Raw genomic sequence first — 25,966 nt, 5'->3', positions numbered from 1 at the left:
ACTTATGCCTCCTCTTTCAGATGGCCGCGCGACCGCAGCCACGCCTCGCAGCAGGATTTCGACATGTCACGAACACGACCGATATAGGCCGCACGTTCGGTAACCGAAATTACGCCGCGCGCATCAAGAAGGTTAAAGAGATGGCTTGCTTTCATGGCCTGTTCATAGGCCGGAAGCGCCAGACCGCGTTCGATATTCACCGCACACTCGGCCTGTGCATCCTTGAAGTGCTGGAACAACATATCGGTGTTCGCGACTTCAAAGTTATAGGTCGATTGTTCAACTTCGTTCTGAAGGAACACTTCGCCATAGGTCACGCCCTGACCATTATAATCAAGGTCATAAACGTTTTCGACGCCCTGGATATACATCGCCAGACGTTCCAGACCATAGGTCAGCTCGACCGGAACCGGATTACATTCAAAACCGCCAACCTGCTGGAAATAGGTGAACTGGGTGACTTCCATACCGTCAAGCCAGACTTCCCAGCCAAGGCCCCACGCCCCAAGGGTCGGGCTTTCCCAGTCATCCTCGACAAAACGGATATCATGGGCCATCGGATCAATGCCCAGATGTTTCAGCGATCCAAGATACAGATCCTGCGAATTGCTGGGCGACGGTTTCAGCAGAACCTGGAACTGGTAGTAATGCTGCAAACGGTTGGGGTTCTCGCCATAACGACCATCGGTCGGGCGACGACATGGCTGCACATAAGCCACATTCCAGCTTTCCGGACCAAGCGCGCGCAGGGTTGTCGCGGTATGGAAGGTACCGGCACCGACTTCCAAGTCATATGGCTGAAGGATGACACATCCCTGATCAGCCCAATAGCTTTGCAGTCGAAGAATGATTTCCTGGAATGAAGGGGGACGTTGCGACCCGTCGAGCGCCATGGCGCGAACTCTCTATTACTGTTGCCTATAAATTAGAGCGGCAAGCTACCGCCCTGCCCCCTCGCGGTCAAGAACGCAAAAGCCCTGAGACACGCTGAATTTGCAACCCTTGCATCCGGGCTGGCCTTCTTATGCCGCATTGCAGCAACATAGATCAACGATCCGATCCGGATTTCCAAGCAAAATTCACGCAATTTCACCCAAAGTCGTAGCCCGGAATGCTTTTATTTACGGACAAGAATATCAGACTCAGGCATCGCAGCGATGGGATGAACCCTCGGCATGGTAAACGCCACAATCAGGGCATTTTTCCATCTCCTGCGCGGCGGGCGCGGACTGTTGGTTTTTCTGGGCGCGGGTTTGTTTGGGCTGATCCTTGGTCGGGACCTGCTTGGCACGGTTAAACAGCTTGAAACCTTGCCAGACGACAACAATGACCAAGGCAGTGAAGATTATTTTCGAAAAGCTCAGCATATCCGGTCCCAAAGCATCCAAATTTCCGTGACGCAGGCCACAGCCATGTCGCACTTATAGGGAACTCTGCGCGATTTAGAAACCGGGCAATGGCAACGGATTGCGCAAAAGTATATCGGTTTCGGGCAAATATGCCCCCGCGGCATCATGCAGAACAATCCCGCGCCGCATGCAAAGCGGGGATGCCACACCCTTTCTGGCCGATACAATGACCCGTAATGGTGCATCTGAATCGGCCTTGGACCAGATCGGGTAAACTGTCATGTCACCGGCACGACCATGCAAAAGCCCGATGATACGGTCCAGATGATCCGCACGATGCACAAGGGTGATGCGGCCCTTTTGCCGAACCATCTTAAGGCAAAAGCCGATCCAGTCTTTCAGATCGGCACTGCCTTCCTGATGGGCGGTCGCGCGGCTTTCATTGGCCGGTCGTGTGCCCCCGGCATAATAGGGCGGATTTGAAATAACCTGATCGAAGCTTTCCGCGACAAGCGGCAAGCTGGCATCATTGATATCACCGTGAACCGGGTTGACCCGGCCCGCCAGTTCATTTTCCACGACGTTGCGGCAAAACAGGGCGTAAAGGTCATCCTGAAGTTCGACCCCGGTAACCTTTGCATCCTCAAGCCGCTTGGCAACACATAGCCCGGCCGACCCCACAGCCGCCCCGACATCCAGAATTTTTTCATCCCGTCTGGAATTGATCGAAACAGAAGCCGCCAGCAACACCGCATCGACTGCCGCGCGATAGCCGTCCACCGGCTGTTTCAACGTCACCGCCCCACCCAGAAGATAATCATGACTGATGCGTGCTTCCGGAAAATCAGGGACGTCTATTGCTGCCACTGCGCTTGCCATCAGATCAAGGTCCTGCCTGCTGTGTTATTCCGATGCCAGGGCGTCGGAGGATGAATTGGTCGCAGCGTTATGCGCATCCAGATCGCGTCTGGCAATATCGAGAATGTATTTCGCCCGGCTTTCGGCTTCGCCATCCACCATCAAACGGCGGGGAAGTGCACCAATCGATCCTTCGATGATGCTGGCATGATAGTCAAAGATATGGCTTGTGATTCCTTCGTCCGCCAAGACCGATTGCGCCCAGCTCAGTTCGATCGGATCATTGCTGCGAAAGAGTTCAATCATCTGGCATTTCCCCTGAAACTTTGGTGTTGCCTGCGTCCTGCACCTTTGGATCGGAACGACAGGAACAGACTATATGTAATATAATGTAGGGGCTTGCAGACAGAGATTTCAAAATTCTGTCGGCAAAACCGCAATTTATCGGGAGAAATCCAGATCACCCGATACGATTTGTCCACTTGACCATGGTGCCTTGGCCTATCTATGTTGAGGCCGCCTGGTGTTATTTGCGATCTTCGCCCAAAGCAGGCAGCGAAGATGCCATTGAGATAGTCGGAATACAGCGTGACCAATACCGCACCGCAGCCTAAGACTCAGCCGAGCCTTGATTCACTGATCAACCTTGTCGACGCCGATATGAAGCGTGTCAATCAGGTGATCATCGACAACATGCACAGCGAAGTCGCCCTGATTCCGCAATTGGCAACCCATCTGGTTGCAGCCGGCGGCAAGCGTATGCGTCCGATGCTGACATTGGCCGCAGCCCGGTTGTGCGGATATGGCGACGGCCCGCATGCGGTTGATCTTGCCGCATGTGTCGAATTCATCCATACCGCAACGCTTCTGCATGATGATGTGGTCGATGAAAGCCAGCTGCGTCGGGGTCAGGCATCGGCAAATGCCCTGTTTGGCAACGAGGCAAGCGTTCTGGTCGGGGATTTCCTGTTTGCGCGCGCCTTTGTGGTCATGGTCAAAACCGGATCGCTGCGCGTTCTTGATATTCTGGCACAGGCATCGGCTGTCATTGCCGAGGGCGAAGTCCTTCAGCTGTCCACGGCAAACGACATGGGCACGACCGAGGAAGCCTATCTTGAAGTCATCACGGCCAAGACTGCGGCCCTGTTTGGCGCGGCGTCACAAATTGGCGCGGTGATTGCCAACCGGTCCGCCGAAGACGAAGAAGCCCTGCGCCTTTATGGTATTTATCTCGGCACGGCATTCCAGTTGATTGACGATGTTCTGGATTATTCGGCCCATCAGGCAACACTTGGCAAAACCGTCGGCGATGATTTCCGCGATGGCAAGGTGACGCTGCCGGTCATTATTTCCTATGCCAAGGGCGATGATGAAGAAAAAGCATTCTGGCGCCGCTGCATGGAAGATCAGGATTTCAAAGACGGCGACCTTGACCGGGCGCAGACCCTTATTCGCAAATATGATGCCCTTGATGCGTCCATGGACCGGGCCCGTGAATACGGCCAGATGGCGATTGAAACACTTGCCCGTTTTGAAGATGGCGCGATCAAGGATGCGATGATCGAAGCGGTAGAGTTCTGTATTTCCCGCCCTTATTAACGGCCATACCCCAAACGCATGCCGGGGTCGTTGAAGTTTGTCGTAAAAATATCTTGCGTCATGCTTCATAAACCAGTATCACCCGGCTTCGCAGAATGACGGAGCGTAGCTCAGCCTGGTAGAGCACTGTCTTCGGGAGGCAGGGGTCGGAGGTTCGAATCCTCTCGCTCCGACCATCATTCAAAGGCCCTGAAACGTTTCGGCGTTTCGGGGCCTTTTGCGTTTTACCCGCCGCGATCGGCAACTTTCAGCCCGGTTCGCCCCAGCCCAGAGGTGATCTTTATCGCTTTCGGGCAACCGGGTGCTGAAACATCAGATTTCGACGAATTTTTTCACCCGAAACAGCCGGATTATGCTTGATCCGCGCCGAAAGACGGGCTAAACCTCCGCCCACTGACGGAGCGTAGCTCAGCCTGGTAGAGCACTGTCTTCGGGAGGCAGGGGTCGGAGGTTCGAATCCTCTCGCTCCGACCATCAGTCGGGCGGTCTTTCATTGAAAGATCGCCCGTTTTTATTTCCGGTGTTTTCATCCCTGAAACTTCATGATGATCGGTCCCTTCCCATCCGGCCTGATCGATGATGTGTGCCATCCCCCTTTGACGGTTTGACAGATGCTATGGCCCGAGCGGTTTCATGATGCGGGCACCCCATGCCCACTATCCATTCCGGTAGCTGTGCCCACCCCGCGACAAGTTATCCCCTACCTTTCAAAAATCGGCATCCCCGATTCCATCTGGCAAAAAGCCGACTCCGCCCTATTAAATTCGGCGGAATGGCAAAAACTATGTAGTTTATAAGGATTCTAACCGCACCATCACCAAAAGCCGGATGAAATCAGCATTTCAGTGCGCAATTCCTACTTTTGAATAGTAATGCAAGTTCTTTTTTGCCCGAACGGAAAGATATTTTCTTGCGCAACGGGCTAAACAAACTTGCCCATACTTGCGAAATACGCTTATGCTTCGCCCTGCAACATAAAGATCGGGGAGAAAACCGCCCAATAATAAAAGCAAAAGGCGGTAGTCGACCTCACGTGGTATTACCAATTTCGGACTTCTTAGGGAGGAAGACGAATGACTTTTTCTAAATTGCTCAAGTCGGCAACCTGTGCCGCTGTTCTTGCTGCAGCTGCATTTTCTGTGGCGCCGTCTGATGCAAATGCTCAGGAGCGTGTTCGCTGGAAAATGGGTTCGACCTATCCGGGCAGCCTGACCCAGCTTGGTACGCTCGGTAAGCGCGTCGACGACAAGATCGACGAAGTTTCCGGTGGCAACATCAAAATCAAATTCTATGAGCCGGGCGCACTTGTGCCGGCACTTGAAGTTTTCGATGCCGTTTCGACCGGCTCGATTGATGCCGCATTCTCCACACCGGGCTACTGGGCAGGTAAAGTTCCGGCGCTGCAGCTGTTTGGATCGGTTCCGTTCGGTCCGCAGGCTGGTGAATATCTGGCCTGGGTCAAGTTTGGCGGCGGTCAGGAAATCTTTGACAAGCTGTATGCCGAACATGGCATCAAGTCGCTGTTCTGTGGCCTGATCGCACCGGAAGCATCCGGTTGGTTCTCCAAGGAAATCAACACGGTTGAAGACCTTAAAGGTCTGAAAATGCGCTTCTTCGGCCTTGGCGCAAAGGTCATGGAAAAGCTTGGTGTTTCCACCCAGCTTTTGTCAGCAGGTGACATTTACCCGGCCCTTGAACTTGGCACCATTGATGCCACCGAATTCTCGATGCCGGCAATTGACCTTAAGCTCGGCTTCCACCAGGTCGCGAAATATTACTACTTCCCGGGCTGGCATCAGCAGTCGACCTTCTTTGATCTGATGATGAACAAGGAAAAGTGGGACGCACTGGACAAAACCCAGCAGGCACAGATCGAAGCCGTTTGTAACGACAACCTGGCTTACGGCTTTGCCGAAGGTGAAGCCATTCAGTTCGCTGCTTTGAAAGAGCTGCAGGAAAAAGGCGTCAACATCAAGAAATGGTCCCCTGAAATGCTGGGCGCGATGCGCGGAGCATGGGAAGAAGTTGCGGCCGAACTTTCGGCTGATGATGCTGACTTCAAAATGGCCTATGAGAGCCTCCAGGAGTTCCGTGCGAACTACAAAATCTGGAAAGACATCGGTTATCTCGACTAATCCGACAGGTCTGACTGACTGCTAATGCAGTCAATAAGAACAAGTCTCGGCAAGGCCGGGTGCCAGGTGCCCCCGGCCTTGACCGCGAATAAAAAAGACCCGGGAGACTTCTATGGAAGCGCTACTAAAAATCAGTGACAGCATGGACAATGTTGTTACCCGCGCGGGAAAGCTCGCTTCCCTGCTTGCCATTCCACTGATGTTCGTCATCATATATGACGTGATCCAGCGCAAATTCGGCGGTCAGGGCTCCATCAAGCTGCAAGAACTTGAATGGCACCTGCATACCGGCCTGTTCATGCTGTGCTTTGGATATGGTTATGTTCGTGATTCCCACGTTCGCATCGAACTTATTCGTGACAATCTGCGCCCGCGCACACGCGCCATCATTGAAATGATCGGCGGCATTTTGTGTGTCTTGCCTTTTTGTGCACTGGTTATCTATTTCGGTTTTGATTTTGTTGCCCGGTCCTATGACAGCCACGAGGTTTCGGCGGCGGCGACCGGATTGACCCATCGCTGGATTATCAAGTCCACCATTCCGATCGGCTTTGGCCTTCTTGCCATGGCGGGCATTTCCATCTTCCTGAAGTGCTTCGTTTTTGTCTTTGGTCCGACCGACCTGCACAAGCGTGCCGGCTATTATGTCGGTACTCATCACGCAGACCTTGGCGATATCGCCAAAGTCGAAGACTAAGCGGAACAGGGATACATCCAAAATGGGTAACTTCTATATCGAAGACTGGTTTCCGCTGTTCATGTTTGCCTCTTTGGGCATTCTTGTTTTCACGGGACTTCCGGTCGCATTTGTCATTTCGGGCATCGGGATTGCCTTTGGCTTTCTTGGCATGGCCTATGACATTTTCTCGTTTATTGAATTTTTCAATATCGTTTCACGCATCTGGGGCGGCATCTCCGAAAACATGGTGATGGTTGCGGTGCCGATGTTCATCTATATGGGCACGATGCTGGAAAAAAGTGGCGTTGCAGAAGACCTTCTGGAATGCCTCAACATGCTGCTGCGGAAAGTTCCGGGCGGGCTTGCACTGTCTGTCACCCTGATGGGCACCATCATGGCTGCCACCACCGGCATTATCGGTGCATCGGTTGTCATGATGACGCTTCTGGCCCTGCCGGTCATGATGCGACGCAATTATGACCCGTCGCTGGCCACCGGTACGATTGCCGCATCCGGCACACTGGGCATTCTGATCCCGCCATCGATCATGCTGGTTCTGATGTCTGATCTGTTGTCGGTATCGGTCGGCAACCTGTTCCTGGCCGCGATCATTCCGGGTCTGCTTCTGGCAAGTCTTTATACGCTGTATATCTTTGTTCGCTGCCAGATCAATCCGTCCCTTGCACCGCCCCTGCCCGAAGGCGAAGCGGTTCACGGCATGGATCTGGTCAAGATGATGCTGCGCAGCTTCCTGCCGCCGGTCTTCCTGATTGTTCTGGTTTTGGGATCGATCTTTGCCGGGTTTGCCACCCCGACCGAGGCCGCCGGTGTTGGCGCGGTTGGTGCGACCTTCCTGGCCCTGGTCAAGGGACGTCTGAAATGGCCGGTCCTTAAGGATGTGTGCGAACGCTCTGCCCTGACCGGTGCGATGCTGTTCTTCCTGTTTGCCGGTGCAACGGTCTTTTCCTATGTCTTCCGCTCGCTTGGCGGGGATGATCTGGTGATTGACCTTGTCGAAGGTGCGGGACTTGGGCCGTGGGGCATTCTGCTTTTGCTGATGCTGATTGTCTTCATTCTTGGCTTCTTCTTTGACTGGGTCGAAATCACCCTGATCGTTCTGCCGATTTTTGCCCCGGTAATTGCCCAGCTTGATTTCGGTCATCATCTTGATATCGGTGGTGTTGATGCCACCCATGCGCAGGTGCTGACCTGGTTCGCGGTTCTGGTCGCAGTCAACCTGCAAACAAGCTTCCTGACGCCACCCTTCGGGTTTGCCCTGTTCTATCTTAAAGGTGTGGCGCCGAAATCGATCTCGATCCAGCAGATCTACAAAGGCATCATTCCCTTTGTTCTGCTTCAGGTTCTTGGATTGCTTCTGGTTATGTATTTCCCGGAACTGGCATTGTGGATGCCAAACACGTTCCTTGAATAACCGGTAACATACGATCACATCAAAAAGGCGCTGTGCATCACACAGCGCCTTTTTTGCTGCCTGCCCCTAACCTCGATCACGCAAAACAAAACCGCCCGGATCATGGATCGGGCGGTTTTGTAAATTTCCGGCAATTTCAGCAGCAGAACAATCAGGTATGCATTGCCCGTTCACTTGGCAATTGCAACATCCGGCCCATCAGATAATCGACGTCATCTGAATCGAATTCGACACCAAGATCGCCATACTGGGTCAGAACCCGTTCGATCATCCGGCGCGAATAGCGTTCCTTGTCCTGTTCTCCGCCATCAAAGGTGGTTTCGCGCGCGACCTCAATCGCGGCCCGGACACCCGGGAAGAAATGTTCCGGCAGCTTGGCCTTGTTATAGATCGCCTCAAGACCAAACGGCCCGCTATCATGAATAAGAATGCGCGTATTGATCAGCGACACCCCGGCGCGCTTGGCCAGCGCCGCTTCGAAGAAGGACACATCGCCCATGCAAAGAGCGCGCAGGATCAACCCGCTGGTCAAACGGTTGTTGGTATAAAGATGTTCGACAAGCAATTCGACGTCGCGATCTTCGACACCATCGCCCAGAAGCCCGATTGTCGCGCTTTCCTGTGACTGGGTCATGACCGCGTTAACGATCCCTTCGGGGATGTGCCCGCGCGAAATCAGTTGCGAACGCATCCGCTCGGACACCAGCGTCACCAGCCGTTCGGCAATGGTGATGGGCAAGTGATTGCGTTCGATCATCGGTTTCTGGATGCGTTCATTGTCGCCAAAATCATTGACGACTTTTTGCAGGGAAACTTCGCTGATTTCAGCACCCTGGTTTGACATCAGGTCGACCATTACGTCTTCATGACCGATATCGACAAGGGTCGCAGATACAATTTCCGAAACATAGGCACGCGACGCAATGGCGCGCTGCTTTTCGACACTGTCGGCATTGTCACCAATGATATCGACCAGGTCTTCGTCGTTCAGAACTTCGGAAAATTCAAGAACCGGAAGCGCAACCTCATCCACATCACGGGCAAGCGTTGCGGCCACATCATGGGGAACAAGCGGGGTCTGGGCCAAGTTCTTCGCAAGCGCCTTGCGCACGCGGATCTCGGCATCGCGGATCATCAGTCGAAAGATATCTTCAGCCAGAACACGTTCACTCTCCGAGAGTGTATCCGTGGAAAATTCACGGCTAATCTTATCGGCTGTCTCAGCGCGGTTATCCCCCGAAGGGTCCTGAACCAGCTTGTTCAGATCGTCTTTTGTGATACGTGGCAATAGACATCTCCTGGCACGCTTCTCAACTGGCTGCCAATTCGCACAAGCAGATTATACTTTTGGCACTAAATCGACAAACATATTTTCCCCGTGCGGACGACAAGTTGCTGATTTTCAAACATCCTGCAGTTTTCATTGTTCAACTGAAACCTTCACAACCGCGTTCTGCCGTACAATTTGGCCTGTGAAAAACAAACCATATGCGCCAACCCGACGTATCAGGAAATACCGTAAATTCATCCTGATTAATTGATGAAACTCAAATCCCTGACTTATCAGATATGGTAAGTCTCAGTAAGATTTTCCAATACCGGATGACATGGCAATTTTTTCCAGTGATGTTCTGCCGTGTTGACCTTGCGTTTACCCTGCGAAATGGTAGTCCGAAAACAGATTGTACCGATCGTCAAAAGAACCAAGAGAGAGATCCACAATGACCTATTTGCGCAAACTGTCTTTTGTCGCCAGTTCTCTGGTCATCCTCGCAACCGCGCCAGCAATGGCCGGGGATGCCGCAAATGGCGAGAAACTGTTCAAACGCTGCGCTGCCTGCCACAGCATTGAAGCCGGCGTGAACAAGGTTGGGCCAAGTCTTGCCGGGGCAGTCGGACGCGAATGCGGCACTGTTGAGGGCTACAAATACGGGCGCGGTTATCTGGCCGCCTGCGAGAAGGGCTTTGTCGCCGACGAAGCATTCCTGACCGACTACCTCAAAGACCCGTCTGCGAAACTCAGCGAGATCGCCGGTTCCAAGGAACGTTCGAAAATGGCGTTCAAACTCAAAAAAGATGAAGACGTCGCTGATATCATCGAATTCCTGAAAACCAAGTAACACCGGTTCAGTACCATCCCGCGACTTCATATGAACATGGCCGGCGCAAATACATGCAGCCGGCCATTTTGTTTTCTCGATCCGAAATTGGAACGCAGCAATTATGCGGCCTTGCGCCGTCTTCCCAACTCGTCACCGATCTCACGGATCTGATCAACAACGGTGACATTTTCCGTCGATGTGACTTCAAGTTCACGGTCTTCGTAAACATCGCGATCAGGGTGGGCTTCCTGCCAGCTGGCAACTGCAATGTCGCGTTTGCGGATCAATTCTTCGATTTGCGGGCGGAACAGCACCATCATCCCCGATACCCACCGGTTCACCGGCCAGGACGGCTGGGCATGATCGATCAGAAACCCGTCGAGCATATTAATCACGTCATCTGCATCATACCAGACTTCACCGGTTACCCAGCGATTGGTGGTAAACAGCCGCTGACAAAAGCCGAATTCATCCATCGAAAAAGCGATCAGATGTGACAATGCGTCATTCGGGCCTTCGGGATATTCAAACCCGTCAATCTGTTTTGGCTTGCAATGGTCGGGCATGCCGCGTGGACGCATGAATGTATGGAAATGACCATGTTCATCCCATTCACGACGTTCTTCTTTGGGATGGGCATGATAATAGAATTGCGCATGTGACTGGCGATCATAGACATCGCCTTCGGGGTAATGGGACCATTCATAAAAGGCCCCCGCCCCTTTGATCAGTTCACCAACAATGTTGTCGCCGGTTGCCGTCAAGACACGATGGCATTCCATAACATCTCGACCGGCAGCCAACATCCGTTCCAGTTGGCCCGTCGGCAGTGAAGTCCAGTCAATTTCAATATCGGTCATACAAACACCAGCATCTTTGCGATCCGCTCAGAATTTCCGCAAAGGCAGAATTATCGGCATTCATGCCCGCAGGCGAATGAACACCGATCAAGAGTTAGTGATTTCACGCTGGTTTGCAACAATGTTCCATCAAAACGGCCTGATTTAACAATGGAAACATCGCACACGGGATACGGACCGGACAGTCTGTCAGTCCAGATACATCACCCGGAACCCGATCAGGATATGTTTGAGATGTTCCGGACGCCCATGCCGCGCCGCCGGTCGACAGACACCGCATCCCCGGTCATCCCATGACCCGCCCTTGACCAGCCGATAGCCAGCCTGGGCCGATGTTGATGTCCATTCAAACACCTGACCGGCACCGTCATACAACCCGTACGGACCGGGTTCGAACTGCCCGACCGGCATTGTATCAAACGGCCCGCGATCACCGCTATTGAGCCGATCGGGATCAAAAATATTGCCCCACGGATAAAATGCGCCTTCCGGTCCCCGCACCGCCTTTTCCCAATGAAGCTCACTGGGCAAGGCCCACTTTTTGCCGGTCTTTTCGCCAAGCCACTGCACATAGGCTTCTGCATCCTGCCAGGATACAAGAACGACCGGATGGTTGCCGCGCCCTCTGGGCGGTTTGCCCTTTGACCACAGGAATGGCTGTATGGTGTCAAAATTATAGATCAGCCCCTGCCGGTTCCATTCATCGCGCGTCATTTCCGGTGCCGGGTGCCCGGTATCTTCGATGAAAGCGGCGTACTGATCGTTTGTCACCGGCGTTTTGGCAATATGATAACTCAGAAGATGCACATGCCATTTGTCGCCTTCGATATCGTACCAGCGATTGCGCCGGCTCAGATCATGACCATAGACCTGTTCGTCAATCTGATAGGCATACTGGCGTTCAACCGAATCCGATCCTTGCCAGAACCAGCCTGACGGGATTTCGACAACAGACGGTATATCACCGTCATCTGCCTGTGCCGGTGTGGCGGCAATCATCCCCAACAGAAATGCCGCTGCGCACATTTTATGAATAGATGCGATACTGTCCCCAACTCTCATATGCGAATTCCGTCCTGATCGAACTTGGTTCTCACGGTTTCTTTAGCCCGCCCGACGACTTTGATCTGTCGTCTTTATTATCATCAAGATGAGTAAAAGTGACCGTTCTTTCAATCAGTTTGAGGATTTAAATCCGGTTTTCCCCGACCAAATCATTGTGAAATCGCGATAACCGGGGCAATTGCCGGGCGCTGAGCATACACAAAGCTCTCACACAACAGTGAAACCATGTGACGCCGCCCGCCTGCCATTTTGGCCCATAGTGCCTGCACCGATCGGCAGCATCGCCGTCGGGCTTTGATCGAACAGGACCTTTCAGAGAGGCAAGAATGACCAAGAAATCACAGAGCTTCGCCAAAAAAGCATTGCTTCCGGCACTGGCCATGGGCACCGGCATTGCAATGGCAACCCCGATGGCAATGGCAGCGCCGCTTCCGTCGCCGACCGCCGAAGTGGCAAGTTGCACGGCCAATCCCTGTGCGGCGAACCCGTGCGCAGCAAATCCGTGTGCGGCCAATCCGTGTGCTGCGAAAAAAATCGTCAATCCTTGCAGCCCGTGCGCAGCCAATCCCTGTGCCGCAAATCCGTGCGCGGCGAAAAATCCGTGCGCTGCAAATCCCTGTGCCGCCAACCCGTGTGCGGCCAAATAAGACCTTTCGCGTTCCGGCGATGTTCCAAAGACAAAGGGGCGATGCATTGCATCGCCCCTTTGCTCATACCGGCTTTGATCGGAAAAGCCGAAATCAGTCGCGTACCACCATCACCGAACAATCGGCATGGCGGACAACGCGGGCCGCGTTCGGCCCAAGCAGATAGTCTTTCAGTTCCGGACGATGGGCACCAATCACGATCAGATCGCAATTGGTTTTCTTGGCCATCTTCAGGATCACCTCGTAAACGGTGCCCTGCCCCACGATATGCTGAACCTTGATATCGGAGGGGATATGTTCGGACACAAACTCATGCAGCCGCTGATTATAGGCTTCAAGAACCTTGCCTTCATATCCCTTGGGGAAGAACTGCCCGACCATTGACATGCCGACAGACGGCACCACGGTCAGAACGTGCAAACGCGCGCCAAAGCTTTGCGCCTGCTTGATCGCGACCGGCACGGCCTTCTTCCAGGAAGACTCATGATCAAGGTCTACTGTAACCAGAATATCCTTATACATGTTCATTCTCCCTGTCAGGCTGTGCCAAGCGCTTCTTCACTGCGCTTGCGACGGCGTTGCAGAACAATGATCCCACCCAGCAACAAGAATGCCGGGATAAAGAACACTTCCTTGGGCATGCGATCAGCTTCGACCTTTACTGCGGTGATTTCGAAATCGAAATCCAGGCCTGCTTTTTCGGCCGGTCCGGCAAAGACCAGATCGTCAATGAAGATGCGACCATCTTCGTTGCGAACGGCAATACCCGCATTGTAAAGGCGATCCTCACCCGAACCTGCCGGACCAAGCGGCAGCATCACGGATTTGGAAACTTCTTCGCCTTCGATATTGATGCCTTCAACATCCAGAAGAATGCTGGAATTTTCCGGCATGCCTTCGGCATCTTCGATGATCGATGCTGCCGGAAGGTTGTCATAAGGCGGCTCGATCAGATCAAGCCAGAAACCAGGACGGAACAGGGTAAAGGCAATCAGCAGCAATGCCGCACTTTCCCACAGCTTGGACCGGGCAAAGAAGTAGCCCTGCGTTGCTGCGGCAAAGACCAGCATGGCTATTGTCGAAACAATGATCACCATCACCACATCCACCGGATGATCCAGACCGATCATCAGAAGCTGGGTGTTGAACAGGAACAGGAACGGCAGAACCGCGGTACGCATCGAATAGAAGAATGCCACCACACCTGTTTTCATCGGGTCAGATCCCGATACCGCGGCCGCGGCAAAGGACGCCAGACCAACCGGCGGGGTCACATCGGCCATGATCCCGAAATAGAACACAAACAGGTGAACTGCGATCAACGGTACGATCAGGCCGTTTTCCGCACCAAGTTCGACAATCACCGGCGCCATCAGGCTGGAAACCACGATATAGTTTGCCGTGGTCGGAAGCCCCATGCCAAGGATCAGGCTGATCACCGCCGTAAAGATCAGGATCAGCATCAGATTGCCGCCCGAAATCAGTTCGACGAATTCAACCATCACCTGTCCGATACCGGTCAGCGATACGGTACCGACGATGATACCGGCCGCCGCCGTCGCGACACCGATGCCGATCATGTTACGGGCACCGGTCGCAAAACCGTCGATGACATCGGCAAAGCCCTGTTTGAACCCGGCTGCATAATCCGCGGTTTTGCGGAAATATGCCTTGGCCGCATGCTGGGTCAGCATGATGAAGATCATCAGAACCGTCGCCCAGAAGGCCGAAAGTCCCGGTGATTTCAGCTCGATCATCAGGAACCAGACCAGAACCACCACCGGCAGCAGATAATGCAGACCGGCCTTTGCCGTTTCGCCAAGTTGCGGCAATTCGACAACCGGCTGGTTCGGATCATCCATTTCCAGATCGGGATATTTCGCCGCGTAATACAGACCCGCCAGATAGATCACCGCACATTCAATGGCGACAACCCAGCCAACCGCGGCCCCAAACAGCTGTTTCTGGAAGACGATGGCATAATAAACCAGCCCCGCCAGAACAATCAGCGACAGCACAAACATCAGCGACCGGATCAGGGTCTGCGACAGCGTCGAGGTCACCCGTTTCGGCAGGCCCTTCATGTTCGCCTTGAGCGCTTCAAGGTGAACGATATAGATCAGCGCGATATAGGAAATCGTTGCCGGCAGGAAGGCATGCTTGATCACTTCCGGATATGGAATGCCGACATATTCGACCATCAGGAAGGCAGCAGCCCCCATGACCGGCGGCATGATCTGACCATTGACCGAGGATGCAACTTCGACCGCACCGGCCTTCTCGCCCGAGAAACCGACACGTTTCATCAACGGAATGGTGAATGTCCCGGTGGTCACAACGTTGGCAATCGACGACCCGGAAATAAGACCGGTCATTGCCGATGACAGAACAGCGGCCTTTGCAGGACCACCGCGCATGTGACCAAGAGCGGCAAACGCCACCTTGATGAAATAGTTGCCTGCACCGGCTTTATCGAGAAGCGATCCAAACAGCACGAACAGGAAGACGAAGCTTGTCGAAACGCCAAGCGCGATCCCGAATACGCCTTCGGTCGTGATCCACTGGTGCGACATCGCCTTGGAGAAGCTGGCCCCGGCCCATTGCAGAACTTCCGGCACCCAGGCAGCATTCCCGAAGAAGACATACACCAGGAACAGGACCGCAACACACATCAAGGGCGGGCCAAGTGCACGGCGGGTTGCTTCAAGCAACAGCACCAGACCGGCACCGGCAACAATCAGGTCCTGGGTAATCGGAAGTCCCGGACGCCCGGCAAGGTCGCGGTAAAAGATGTAAATATAGGCAGCACAAAACGCCGCAGCCGCCGCCAGAACCCAGTCAAGGATCGGAATATAGCTGCGCGGCGATGTCTTGAAGGCCGGATAGGCCAGAAATGCAAGAAAGACGGCAAAAGCCAAATGGATCGACCGTGCCTCGGTCGAGTTGAACACGCCAAAGCTGACAAGATAGGGCAATGGTGATGCCAGCCACAGCTGGAACAACGACCACGCCACGGCAACATACAGCAAGACCTTTGCTGTCATGCCGCTCGGCTGGCGCGCACCTGTATCATTTTCTGCAATAAGATCCTGCAGGTCCTGATCAGACGCACCCTGGTTCGCGTTTTTCACGTCGGTCATTACAAACTCCCGGTCTGAACAAAGATTTTTGTTCTGGTCTCCAGAATCAAAAAATCTCCGTCGACACACACCCGGTCGCCCACGGAGTACCCTGGTATCGATCAACGATACCGTTTAATTCAATTTTTTGGTCGTACCCAGCGGGCGAAAGAAAGAAAAACGGAGGGCAGAAACCAGCCCTCCGTTCCTGCCTGAATTACATCAGGCCTGCTTCTTTGTAGTATTTGACAGCGCCGTCATGCAGCGGTGCCGACAGGCCGTCTTTGACCATTTCTTCTTTGACGAGGTTCGCGAAAGCCGGATGCAGCTTTTTGAAATCGTCGAAGTTGTCAAAGACTGCTTTAACAACGTGGTAAACAACGTCCGCATCGGTTGCGGTCGAGGATACGAAGGTTGCGCCAACACCAAAGGTTTTGACGTCATCCGGGTTACCGCGATACATGCCGCCCGGGATGGTGGCAACACGGTAATACGGGTTTTCGGCAACCAGTTTGTCGATGGCATCGCCAGCAACTTCAACCAGAACCGAATCACAGGCAGTGGTTGCTTCCTGGATCGAACCGGACGGGTGACCAACGGTGTAGATCATCGCGTCGATCTTGTTGTCGCAAAGCGCCTGGGACTGCTCAGCCGGCTTCAGCTCGGATGCCAGTGCGAAATCGTCAAGGGTCCAGCCTTTGGCTGCCATAACGATGTCCATGGTGTCGCGCTGACCCGAACCCGGGTTACCGATGTTCACGCGCTTGCCTTTGAGGTCGTCAAAGGTTTTGATGCCGGCATCTGCACGGGCAACAACGGTGAACGGCTCCGGATGGACGGAGAAGACAGCACGAAGATCTTCGAACGGACCGACTTCGGAGAATGCTTTCTCACCATGCAGGGCATAGTACTGAATGTCGGACTGGGCAACACCAAGGTCCAGTTCGCCCGAACGGATGGTGTTGATGTTGTAGGACGAACCACCGGTGGATTCGACCGAGCAACGAATGCCGTGCTCTTTACGATCCTTGTTCACCAGACGGCAGATCGCGCCACCGGTCGGGTAGTAAACGCCGGTTACGCCACCGGTACCGATGGTGATGAAACGGTTTTCCTGTGCTGATGCCTGACCAGCAAAAAGCGATGCGCCAGCAATCGCTGCCACGGCAGTCGCTACTGCAATTAGTTTTTTCATTAGGATTAGCTCCCTTGTACACCCTGTTATAAGGCATCCAACCATTCTGGACGGAACAGTCGAATTATAGGGAAACACCAGTTAAATCAGGTGTTTCGACTTCCAGATTATAGGGTTGGGCGCTTTGAATTTAAAGCCCATAACCCCAAAACCTCCTGATAAAATTCAAACTTTCAGCATTTCAAGTGCTTGCGATGAGGCCTCCTACCATAATGGTTGCATGATCTGATTTGCTTGTTCGCCTGTCGCGATCTTGCGGCCCATCAAACGCGCACCGTCTCGTGCCTGCGCGATAAGGTCAGCATTACCCTGTGCCAATGATCCGTCAACCTTAAGATGATTATTCTCAAATCCGATACGCCCGTGACCACCCAGTCCGGCCCCGGTCAGGATGCATGCATTTTCAAACGCACCAAACGCACACAGCATCCATTCCGACACATACGGGCTGGACCCGATGAATGGCAGCAACTCGACAGGATTGGACATCTGACCAACCGTGTAGCGCCCCAGCACGAAAAGAACCGGGAACTTTTCGCCGGGCAGAATTCCCGCTTCGACCAGCTGGTTGAAACGCGCGACATCTTCGGGGGCATAAAGGATGAATTGCGGCAAGATACCCGCTTCACGCATGAATTCGCAAAATGCCCGGACCTGATCAAGGTCGGCATTTGGCGGGGCGATTTCGCGAATGGCGATCGACACCGCATCAGGCACAAGCGCACGCACCATGGCCATCTGCGCATCGGCATCATAGATGCCAACCGCCTCGGTCGTGACCTGCAACAGCATGTCCGGGCCGACGGCATTGCGCACTTCGGTCAGCAACTCGCGATAGCGCCCGGCATCCAGACTGTGTTTCTGATCATCATCACGCACATGCAGATGCATCATTGCCGCCCCGGCCTTCTGGCAGGCAACCGCCTCGCAGGCGACCTCGGCCGGGGTAATCGGAATGTTGGGAAGATCGGTTTTGGTCTTGCGCGCACCATTGGGGGCCGCGGCAATCAGAAACGGGGTTTCACCATATGCCATCATGCCAGCCCCTCGGCGGCAAAGACGTCATCCAGTGCAGCTGCAAACAGATCAACAATCTTTGCCACATCGTCTTCGGTGACGATGAACGGGGGCGCAAACAGCACATGATCCCCGCGCACGCCATCAATTGTGCCCCCCATCGGATAGGCCATAAGACCGCGGGCGAACGCCGCCTTTTTGATTTTCGCATTGATCTTGAGCGCCGGGTCAAACGGGTCCTTGGTTTCGCGGTTTGCGACCAGTTCGACCCCGCGGAAAAGTCCGCGCCCGCGAATATCGCCAACAAACGGGTGCTGCCCAAGCTTTGCCTGAAGCCCGTTCACAAGGTTTTCCCCCTGTTTGACCACATTGCCGAGCAAATCACGATCGCGGATTGCCCGCTGGGTTGCCAGTGCCGCCGCACAGGCCGTGGCATGCCCCTGATAAGTATGGCCGTGCTGGAAAAAGCCCGATCCGGTTGCAATGGCGTCATTGATATTTTTGGAAACCAGAACCGCACCAATCGGCTGATATCCGGCGCCAAGTCCCTTGGCAATTGTTTGCAGATCGCCGGAAATACCTTCCTGTTCGATCGCATGAAGGGTTCCGGTACGCCCCATGCCGCACATCACTTCATCAAGGATCAGCAACACACCGTACTGATCGCAAATCTCGCGAATGCGTTTGAAATAGCCCGGCACCGGCGCCAGGGCACCAGCCGTCGCACCGACAACCGGCTCGGCCACAAAGGCCGCAACACTATCGGCGCCAAGTTCAAGGATTGCGGTTTCAAGCTCATTGGCCACACGAAGACCATAGGCCTCCGGCGTTTCATCCGGGCGCTGATCCCGATACTGATACACTGGTGCAATGTGACTTGCGGTGATCAAAAGTGGCTCGAACTGTTTGCGCCGCCACATATTGCCGCCCACCGACAAGGCACCAAGCGTATTGCCATGATAGGACTGGCGACGTGCAATCACGTATTTGCGGTCCGGCTGTCCGATTTCCAGGAAATACTGACGCGCCATCTTAAGAGCGGCTTCGGTTGCCTCCGACCCGCCAGAAACAAAGTAGACCTTGTCCATACCGGCCGGTGCATTGGCCACCAGTTCATCAGCCAGTTCTTCCATCGCATCCGATGAAAAGAACCCGGAATGGGCATAGGCAATCTGATCGATCTGGGCATGCATTGCCGCACGAACATCCGGGTCGGAATGACCAAGGCATGACACGGCCGCACCGCCACAGGCATCAAGATAGTTTTTGCCATTCTGATCAAAGATATAAATGCCTTCGCCGCGAACAGCACACGGCGGTGTCGCTGTACTGGAACGATGCAGAACACGGGTGGTGGCATTGGGAACGGGATTGGTATTTGACACAGTCGTCATGTTCGGAAATCCGTATGGGGCTGCAGTTTTGCCCTAGTCTTCAAAATAGGTATCGAAAGCAGCAAGTTGTTCTTCTGCTGCGGAAATCCGCTGCAGGGCCTTTTGACCGCCACGCGCGACAAGCAGGGCAACAAGCGCCTGCATGACCGACAACGCGGCGGTAAAACTTTGGAAAAATGATTGCGACGTATCGCGCACAACCAGTTTGGTCATGGCATCAAGTGCAATCGGGGACACGTCTGAATCACTGATTGCGATTACCGGGCAATGCTGGCTGCGCGCGAAATCAACGGCGCGGACCGTATCGCGAATATAGGGCTTGGCCGCCACTGCAATCATCAGATCGCGACGCCCGATACCGCGCAATTCATCCCCGAATGCGCCGGCATGACCATCAACCAGCACCCCGTTATCGCGAAACAGCCGATAGGCATAGGCAAACTGATAAGCCGCCGGATACGCAGCCCCGCGCCCGACAATATAGACATGGCGCGCATTTTCGATTGCGGCACATGCCCTGATCATTCCTGCCATTAGATCGGGATTGAACGCAGCGCCGATATTGTCGATTTCGGTACGCGCAATGCTTTCAAGCAAATGTTCGTCACGATTGGCGTCATGTTCGGTACTTTGCGTTTCACGGGCCCGTTGGGCATAGCTTGCGGGCTGATCAAGCAACCGGTTCTGATAGTGATCGCGAAATTCCTGCCATGTGCCAACCCCGATCGCCCCCATCAGACGGGTGATCGTGCTGGGCGGAACATCGGCAGCCGCGGCAAGCGCGCGCATCGACCGCAAGGCGACCTCGTTGGGATGATCCAGAATATAGCGCGCCGCTTTCTGCATCTGCGGACTTAGCTTGCCATAGTCGGAAATCAGTTTTTCGCGCAGATCGGAATACAAACCCATCTATCAGGCACCTTTGTGCAACAGGACACCTGAAATTACGCCACATGACCTTGCATTTCGCAACATATGTTTCACTTGCTGCAATCATTGAAACACATGTTTCAAACAAGTGTTTCACGCGTTTTGAGTGACTTAGATCCGCGACTGTTAAAAATCATGGACTTATTAGAAAAAACTGTAACAATATTAAGAGTCATACAAGAAACGTGAACGTTTCACCCAAAAAGAATCTTTGTGCCTTTTGGTAAGGGACTGGGCACCGAATCGGTAGGTGGCCAATGGAACATCGGATCATTGATGCACTTGCGCAGACGCAAGCAGGCATTGCTCTTTTTGACGCGGACGAACGGATTGTCTATGCCAATCCGGCGTGGGAGCAATTGATCACCGGTGTTGCCGAAGAAGATCTGATTTTCAACGAAACCGAACTTGCCGATGGCGGCATGATTTCCGTTTGCTTCGTCAAGCCACAGCTTCTGCCGCTTGATAAAATCAATCTCGAAAATTCGGCCAATGATTCCAAAATCGGGACCGTCATCATCGCCGATGACAGCGAAAGCAACCGCATGGTCGCCCGTCGTATCCTTCAGGCCGAAGGATACAGCATCGTTGAAGCAAGCAACGGACAAACGGTTCTGAACATGCTGCGCCGCGGGGTCAATGCCGACCTGATCCTGATGGATGTTGAAATGCCCGATATGGACGGCTTGCACACCACCCGCCGTATCCGCCACATGGCAGGACCGGTTTCACAAACCCCCATCATTGCGCTGTCGGCACATCAGTCGCGTGACTGGAATGTCATTGCCCGCCAATCCGGGGTCGATGAATTTATCAACAAACCGATCCAGCGCGAAAAGCTGATCGAAACCATGCATGACCTGATTTCGCGTGCACCGGGAACGGTCAGCAACGCCCAGTCCAAAAACTCGCCCCCGCCGCATCTGCGCAGCAAAAGCGCGCGCATTGGTCGCCCGCCACGTCCGGAATCCCCGACAAGCCCGGTGCTTGATATCCGTGTTCTTGAACAACTTTACAATGATGCCGGGGATGAAGGCGCAAAATGCGGCATCGACATATTCATCAATGAAACGGAATCACGGCTGGTCAAAATCGACAAGGCCCTGTCAGAAGATGACCTGAAAACCGTGCGCAACGAAGTCCATGCCCTTAAAAGCACGTCGGGGACCTTTGGATTACGTCAGTTGTCGGAATTGTGCGAAACGACCCAGTCGGTGTTTGAAGACAGCAACCTTGACGAAGAACGCGTGCTTTCATTGTCGCGCCAGGTCGTTCAGCTGGCGCCAACCGCCCTGACCGCCCTTAACCTGTATCGCCGGTCGCGCAATATTGCCGGTGACAGCACGGCATAAGGCAAAACCACGCTGTTCCTGCCACTGGCTATTTCCCGTTGCGAACCATTGGCCAGACCGCCCAAACCAGAAGCGCCCAAACACTAAGCGACATGTCCATATCTCGCCCCGATATGGCACGCTTCCAGCATTTGCGTTGTTCGGTTGATGTCATTCCCCCATGCGCAAACAGGTTTTGCAAAATCCGGGTCTCGTCCCCCCAGATATATGGCCCCAGCATCGCCAGCCAGTTTGCAACAGGCGGATTAAATCCGATCTTGCGATTGCGCAGATGCCAGTCCGGAAGAAACGGCGCAACGACTTCACGCCAAACCGCTTTACCGTCCCCGCGAAGATGGGATATCGCCGGCACCTGGGATGCTTTGCGTACGATATCATGGCCCAACAATGGCGGCCGATATTCAAGCCCGAACGCCATCCCGCAAATATCAGCCATGACAAGCTGATTACCGGGCAAGGTCACATCACGATCAAACGTCATCATCTGATCGGCCAGCGGCCTTTTAACGTTAAAACCGCCATCATCGGGATGCAACGCCGCCGTCAGTTCCCCAATCGCACAACGGTTATTCCAGACTGCAAATGCCGTCTTTGCATCCCCTTGGCCGCCAATCAGGAACCGCGACAATGCGCGATTGCCAATCCCCTGTCCGGCATGTGCCGATAATCGCCGCAGGCTTGCTGGCAGATATTGCCAGGCACTGTCAAACAACCGTGCGGCACGATATCGCGGGTAACCGCCAAACAGCTCATCACCGCCATCGCCACTTAGACAGACCCGCACATCCTGCGCCACCCGCTCTGACAGTTTCCAGTTCAAAACAATCGCAGGATTGGCAAAGGGTACTCCGACGGCTCCGAGTGCTGCTGTCAGAATATCTAAAATCTCGTCCGCCTTTTGCGGGGCCGACACAATGTTCAACTCAAGCCCGAGATGCGCACACAATTTACGTGCTGCATCGGTTTCATCACGCGCCGGGTCAGCAAACCCCATCGTGAATGCAGGTGGCGGATTATGATCATGCGCGCGCGCAATGTCGCATGCGATTGCCGCTACACCGGCACTATCAAGCCCGCCTGAAACCAGACAACCAAGGGTGCAATCAACATCCATCGCGTCGGCAACCGATTGACGAACATGTTGGCGCAAATCCGCGATTACATCCGGTATTGCCTGCCCCGCGCGCTCGGCTGTCGCCGGATGGGCGATGATGCTGCGCGATGTTTTGCCATCCTGCCAACACAGGACCGTTCCCGGCTTCAGACGTTCTGTCTGGCGAATACCGCTTGCCGGGGCTGGCACGAACAGATGGGCAAAGTAATCTGATGCAACGGTGTCATCGAATTGCCCTGCCCGTATTTCATCAAGTGCCGCCAGTTCCGACGCAAAGGCAATGTCACCATTGGTGCGATGCGCAACATAAAGCGACTTGATCCCCAACGGATCGCAAGCCAGCCAAAGCCGCCTTTGCGGCCGGTCCCAAAGTGCCAGCGCAAACTGTCCGGAAAGACCGGCCAGAATATCGGCAACATCGCAGTCATCCGCAACGGCACGCGCCAGCACTTGCAAGACAAGTTCGGCGTCACTGGAACTGCGTGGCAAAGCACCATCATTTGACAGGCGGGCAATCTTGCGGCGGTGACCGGCAATATAGCCATTAAATACCAGAACGAATTTCCCGTCTGATGTCATCAATGGCTGATCCGCAGATGGATCGGGATCCGTGGTCATGAGCCGCGCACAGGCAAGTGCGACCGTTCCACCCATTGCACCATCGGGCTCTGTCCATATTGCTTGATGGTCAGGGCCACGATGGGACAGTTTTTGCAACATGCGCGACATTGCCGGCTGATCAGTTGGTGCTGTTAGCCCGGCAATACCACACATCGACCTTATGCCTGTTTGTCCGGACCGGGCGCATCATCGGGTGCGCCTGCTGCACCGGGGCCAGTTTGAGCTTGGCCGGTCGTCTGATTTGACGTTTGGCTGGCAAGGCGGTTTTGAAGGTCACGCAACACATAAAGGCGAAGCGCACTTGAAAGATTACCGTCGCGATCGGAATCAATTTCGACAACAAGCTCCGCCAGGGTCACGTTGCGGCGTTCGGCAATACCGACCAGTTCCTGCCAGAACGCATCTTCAAGCGAAAAGCTGGTTCTGTGCCCGGCAATTGTCACTGATCTTTTACGAACGCTGTCATCCATCGGCGTTTATATCTTTTCATGTCTGGGAAAAACGAACATGATTTCAAATGCTTTTGATCATGATAGGGCATCGTCATGAAATTCATACATCTTTCCGATCTTCATATTCTGTCGCGCAATGACATGTCGCGTAAGCCCGATGCTGCGGCGACGCTGCGCAAGGTTATTGGCGAAGTCAATGCACTGCACCGTGATGCGGAAATTTGTGTAATTACCGGGGATATCACCCATCGCGGCACACCCGAACAGTATGAACATGCTGTTGATATCCTGTCGGAACTTGCCATTCCCTATCTGGTCATTCCGGGCAATCATGATATCCGCGAAGCATTCCGCGATGCATTCCCGACCACCGATATTGATGCCAACGGCTTTGTCAATTTCGGTCAAACGATTGGCGGGGTTCGCTTTGTGATGATGGACAGCATCGTTCCCGATCATCATCACGGCACGTTATGTGATCGTCGTCTTGCATGGCTGCGTGACGAACTTGCCGCCCATCGCGATACCCCGACTTTCCTGTTCATGCATCATCCGCCCTTTGAAATGGGTCTGCCTTTCATGGATACGATCCGGCTTGATGTTGAACATGAACTTGGCGAAATCGTTCAGGCAAACCGACAGATCAAACATCTGTTCTTTGGCCATCTTCACCGACCGGCAACCGGAACCTGGCTTGGTGTGCCATTTGTTCTGGCCAACAGCACCCAATGCGGGGAGCCGCTTGATTTCCGCCATGAAAAGGAAGAAGAACTCGAAGATCGCAACCCGCTTGGCCCGGGCTATGGCATCGGCTTTACCGATCCCAAGGGCGGACTTCGCTATCACTTTGATTTTGTGAAATTCGATATGGATTTGTAATCAGGCCGCGACCGGCACCAAATCCCATTCGTCGCGCACAATCGGGCTTTGTTCGGTGTCATAATGTTCAGCCTTCAGGGCATCAAATGCCGTGTTGCTCATCAAACGCGAAAGCGCCCAAACGGCACTGGCACGGATCAGAGCACTTTCATCGGCAAGCAAGGCGGTGATTTTCGGGATCAGCCGTTCTGAGCAGCTGTTGCCTGCGGCGATCAGAACGTTGCGCAAAAACTTTGCCCGTCCGATGCGCTTGATCGGCGACCCGGTAAAGAATGCCCGAAATGATGCATCATCAAGATCAAGAAAATCCGCCAGTCGCGGTGCGGTCAATTCGGCACGCGGGATAAAGGCAAGTTCTTCGGTGCGGCTGGCAAATTTGTTCCAGGGACAGGCCGCCAGACAATCATCACAGCCATAGATACGATTGCCCATTGCCGTTCGGAATTCACCCGGGATCGGTCCGTCATGTTCGATCGTCAAATAGGAAATGCATTTGCGCGCATCAAGCTTGTAAGGCGCCGGAAAGGCATTAGTCGGACAGGCTGAAAGACATTTCGAACATGACCCGCAATGATCGATTTCCGGTTCTGCCTGTGCAAATTCGATGGTGGTAAAGACCTCGCCCAGAAACAGCCAGCTGCCAAATTCCCGCGATACCAGATTGGTATGCTTGCCCTGCCAGCCAATCCCCGATGACTGGCCAAGCGGCTTTTCAAGAACAGGGGCGGTATCAACAAACACTTTTACCTGTTCTGTTCCACCGGATTGCTCAACCAGCCAGCGGGCCAGCTGTTTCAGGCGTTTTTTGATCAGGTCGTGGTAATCCTTGTTGCGGGCATAAACCGAAATCATCGCCCGGTCCGGGTGATCAAGCAGCGCCATCGGATTTTCGGCCGGGCCATAATTGCTGCCCAGAACAATCACCGATTTGACATCCGGCCACAGCATTTCCGGATCGCGCCGGCGCGGCAGACGTTCGGGATCATTCATCCAGGCCATCGACCCGTATTCACCCGCGGCAACAAATTCATCCAGACGCTGCTGATTGCGCGGATCAATTTCCGGGCGCGCCACCCCACAGACATCAAAGCCGATTTCACGGGCTTTGGCCTCAAGCATGTCAAAGGTGATGGTCTTGCGCGTCTTGGTGGTCATGGCATCAGTCGG

General features: G+C 54.0%; 23 protein-coding genes and 2 tRNA genes. 10 read left to right on the top strand and 15 right to left on the bottom strand.

Translation table 11 applies throughout. The features are described 5' to 3' along the window. Positions 1 to 2: 2 nt before the first annotated feature. From AUQ42_RS13390 to AUQ42_RS13375, 3 genes are all read right to left on the bottom strand, one after another. On the bottom strand, positions 3 to 893 hold the full coding sequence (locus AUQ42_RS13390) for a glycine--tRNA ligase subunit alpha (protein WP_068519578.1): 891 nt from the start codon (positions 891 to 893) through the stop codon (positions 3 to 5). 549 nt (positions 894 to 1,442) lie between these two features. Next, complete coding sequence (locus AUQ42_RS13380; protein WP_068519576.1) at positions 1,443 to 2,228, bottom strand: tRNA1(Val) (adenine(37)-N6)-methyltransferase; 786 nt, start codon at positions 2,226 to 2,228, stop codon at positions 1,443 to 1,445. 24 nt (positions 2,229 to 2,252) lie between these two features. Continuing rightward, positions 2,253 to 2,513, bottom strand: coding sequence for a DUF2007 domain-containing protein (locus tag AUQ42_RS13375; protein WP_068519575.1), 261 nt, complete (start codon positions 2,511 to 2,513; stop codon positions 2,253 to 2,255). Positions 2,514 to 2,795: 282 nt separating this feature from the next. Between AUQ42_RS13375 and AUQ42_RS13370 the strand changes: the two genes are divergently transcribed. The 6 genes from AUQ42_RS13370 to AUQ42_RS13345 all read left to right on the top strand — a co-directional run bounded on the left by AUQ42_RS13370 (position 2,796) and on the right by AUQ42_RS13345 (position 8,052). Beyond that, positions 2,796 to 3,806: a polyprenyl synthetase family protein gene (locus AUQ42_RS13370; protein WP_068519574.1), complete on the top strand. Its 1,011-nt coding sequence runs from the start codon at positions 2,796 to 2,798 to the stop codon at positions 3,804 to 3,806. Between the two features lie 99 nt (positions 3,807 to 3,905). Continuing rightward, a tRNA-Pro gene (locus AUQ42_RS13365) sits at positions 3,906 to 3,982 on the top strand. Positions 3,983 to 4,203: 221 nt separating this feature from the next. Next, positions 4,204 to 4,280: transfer RNA gene (locus AUQ42_RS13360), tRNA-Pro, on the top strand. A 599-nt stretch (positions 4,281 to 4,879) separates the two neighbouring features. After that, the gene (locus AUQ42_RS13355) at positions 4,880 to 5,941 is read left to right on the top strand and encodes a TRAP transporter substrate-binding protein (RefSeq protein WP_068519573.1); all 1,062 of its coding nucleotides are present in this window, start codon (positions 4,880 to 4,882) and stop codon (positions 5,939 to 5,941) included. A gap of 112 nt (positions 5,942 to 6,053) precedes the next feature. After that, complete coding sequence (locus tag AUQ42_RS13350) at positions 6,054 to 6,638, top strand: TRAP transporter small permease subunit (protein ID WP_068519572.1); 585 nt, start codon at positions 6,054 to 6,056, stop codon at positions 6,636 to 6,638. Positions 6,639 to 6,660: 22 nt separating this feature from the next. After that, positions 6,661 to 8,052, top strand: coding sequence for a TRAP transporter large permease subunit (locus tag AUQ42_RS13345; protein ID WP_068519571.1), 1,392 nt, complete (start codon positions 6,661 to 6,663; stop codon positions 8,050 to 8,052). Between the two features lie 151 nt (positions 8,053 to 8,203). Here the strand turns inward: AUQ42_RS13345 and AUQ42_RS13340 are convergent, their stop codons facing one another. After that, positions 8,204 to 9,340 carry a DUF2336 domain-containing protein gene (locus AUQ42_RS13340; protein ID WP_068519570.1) on the bottom strand — a complete coding sequence of 379 codons (1,137 nt, stop codon included), beginning with the start codon at positions 9,338 to 9,340 and terminating at the stop codon, positions 8,204 to 8,206. A gap of 433 nt (positions 9,341 to 9,773) precedes the next feature. Between AUQ42_RS13340 and AUQ42_RS13335 the strand changes: the two genes are divergently transcribed. After that, a complete protein-coding gene (locus tag AUQ42_RS13335; RefSeq protein WP_082817864.1) occupies positions 9,774 to 10,172 on the top strand; it encodes a c-type cytochrome in 399 nt (132 codons plus the stop codon). Positions 10,173 to 10,273: 101 nt separating this feature from the next. Here AUQ42_RS13335 and AUQ42_RS13330 read toward each other — a convergent pair whose 3' ends face one another. Together AUQ42_RS13330 and AUQ42_RS13325 are read right to left on the bottom strand one after the other, a co-directional pair. Then, complete coding sequence (locus AUQ42_RS13330; protein ID WP_068519569.1) at positions 10,274 to 11,014, bottom strand: hypothetical protein; 741 nt, start codon at positions 11,012 to 11,014, stop codon at positions 10,274 to 10,276. 189 nt (positions 11,015 to 11,203) lie between these two features. Further along, positions 11,204 to 12,076: an SUMF1/EgtB/PvdO family nonheme iron enzyme gene (locus tag AUQ42_RS13325; protein ID WP_068519568.1), complete on the bottom strand. Its 873-nt coding sequence runs from the start codon at positions 12,074 to 12,076 to the stop codon at positions 11,204 to 11,206. A gap of 329 nt (positions 12,077 to 12,405) precedes the next feature. Here AUQ42_RS13325 and AUQ42_RS15675 point away from each other — a divergent pair, with 329 nt between their 5' ends. Next, positions 12,406 to 12,726 carry a hypothetical protein gene (locus AUQ42_RS15675; RefSeq protein ID WP_101245747.1) on the top strand — a complete coding sequence of 107 codons (321 nt, stop codon included), beginning with the start codon at positions 12,406 to 12,408 and terminating at the stop codon, positions 12,724 to 12,726. A gap of 93 nt (positions 12,727 to 12,819) precedes the next feature. On the opposite strand, the gene AUQ42_RS13315 is transcribed toward AUQ42_RS15675, so the two are convergent. The 6 genes from AUQ42_RS13315 to AUQ42_RS13290 form a co-directional block, all read right to left on the bottom strand. After that, a complete protein-coding gene (locus AUQ42_RS13315) occupies positions 12,820 to 13,248 on the bottom strand; it encodes a universal stress protein (RefSeq protein ID WP_068519566.1) in 429 nt (142 codons plus the stop codon). Between the two features lie 14 nt (positions 13,249 to 13,262). Next, positions 13,263 to 15,866 carry a TRAP transporter permease gene (locus AUQ42_RS13310; protein ID WP_068519565.1) on the bottom strand — a complete coding sequence of 868 codons (2,604 nt, stop codon included), beginning with the start codon at positions 15,864 to 15,866 and terminating at the stop codon, positions 13,263 to 13,265. A gap of 196 nt (positions 15,867 to 16,062) precedes the next feature. Then, positions 16,063 to 17,040, bottom strand: coding sequence for a TAXI family TRAP transporter solute-binding subunit (locus AUQ42_RS13305; RefSeq protein ID WP_068519564.1), 978 nt, complete (start codon positions 17,038 to 17,040; stop codon positions 16,063 to 16,065). A 204-nt stretch (positions 17,041 to 17,244) separates the two neighbouring features. Then, on the bottom strand, positions 17,245 to 18,078 hold the full coding sequence (locus tag AUQ42_RS13300; RefSeq protein WP_231856765.1) for a 3-keto-5-aminohexanoate cleavage protein: 834 nt from the start codon (positions 18,076 to 18,078) through the stop codon (positions 17,245 to 17,247). Further along, the gene (locus AUQ42_RS13295; protein ID WP_068519563.1) at positions 18,075 to 19,451 is read right to left on the bottom strand and encodes an aspartate aminotransferase family protein; all 1,377 of its coding nucleotides are present in this window, start codon (positions 19,449 to 19,451) and stop codon (positions 18,075 to 18,077) included. Before AUQ42_RS13295 ends, AUQ42_RS13300 begins: the two co-directional genes overlap by 4 nt. Positions 19,452 to 19,484: 33 nt before the next feature. After that, positions 19,485 to 20,360, bottom strand: a complete 876-nt coding sequence (locus tag AUQ42_RS13290; RefSeq protein ID WP_068519562.1) for a MurR/RpiR family transcriptional regulator — start codon at positions 20,358 to 20,360, stop codon at positions 19,485 to 19,487. Positions 20,361 to 20,638: 278 nt separating this feature from the next. On the opposite strand from AUQ42_RS13290, the gene AUQ42_RS13285 reads away from it, so the two are divergent. Beyond that, complete coding sequence (locus AUQ42_RS13285; protein ID WP_068519561.1) at positions 20,639 to 21,733, top strand: response regulator; 1,095 nt, start codon at positions 20,639 to 20,641, stop codon at positions 21,731 to 21,733. A gap of 28 nt (positions 21,734 to 21,761) precedes the next feature. Here the strand turns inward: AUQ42_RS13285 and AUQ42_RS13280 are convergent, their stop codons facing one another. Both AUQ42_RS13280 and AUQ42_RS13275 read right to left on the bottom strand, forming a co-directional pair. After that, entirely contained in the window at positions 21,762 to 23,567 is a 1,806-nt protein-coding gene (locus tag AUQ42_RS13280) for an asparagine synthetase B (RefSeq protein ID WP_255355906.1), read from the bottom strand. Positions 23,568 to 23,626: 59 nt separating this feature from the next. Continuing rightward, a complete protein-coding gene (locus AUQ42_RS13275) occupies positions 23,627 to 23,938 on the bottom strand; it encodes a ribbon-helix-helix domain-containing protein (protein WP_082817862.1) in 312 nt (103 codons plus the stop codon). A gap of 75 nt (positions 23,939 to 24,013) precedes the next feature. Between AUQ42_RS13275 and AUQ42_RS13270 the strand changes: the two genes are divergently transcribed. Next, complete coding sequence (locus AUQ42_RS13270) at positions 24,014 to 24,799, top strand: phosphodiesterase (protein WP_068519559.1); 786 nt, start codon at positions 24,014 to 24,016, stop codon at positions 24,797 to 24,799. Here AUQ42_RS13270 and queG read toward each other — a convergent pair whose 3' ends face one another. Next, positions 24,800 to 25,954 carry a tRNA epoxyqueuosine(34) reductase QueG gene (gene queG / locus AUQ42_RS13265; protein WP_068519558.1) on the bottom strand — a complete coding sequence of 385 codons (1,155 nt, stop codon included), beginning with the start codon at positions 25,952 to 25,954 and terminating at the stop codon, positions 24,800 to 24,802. Between the last annotated feature and the right edge of the window lie 12 nt (positions 25,955 to 25,966).

The sequence above is a fragment of the Thalassospira sp. MCCC 1A02491 genome (assembly GCF_001613785.1).
Taxonomy (GTDB): Bacteria; Pseudomonadota; Alphaproteobacteria; order Rhodospirillales; family Thalassospiraceae; genus Thalassospira; species Thalassospira povalilytica.
The sequence above is the reverse complement of the archived record's forward strand: the minus strand, read 5'-3'. Positions and strand labels throughout refer to the sequence as shown.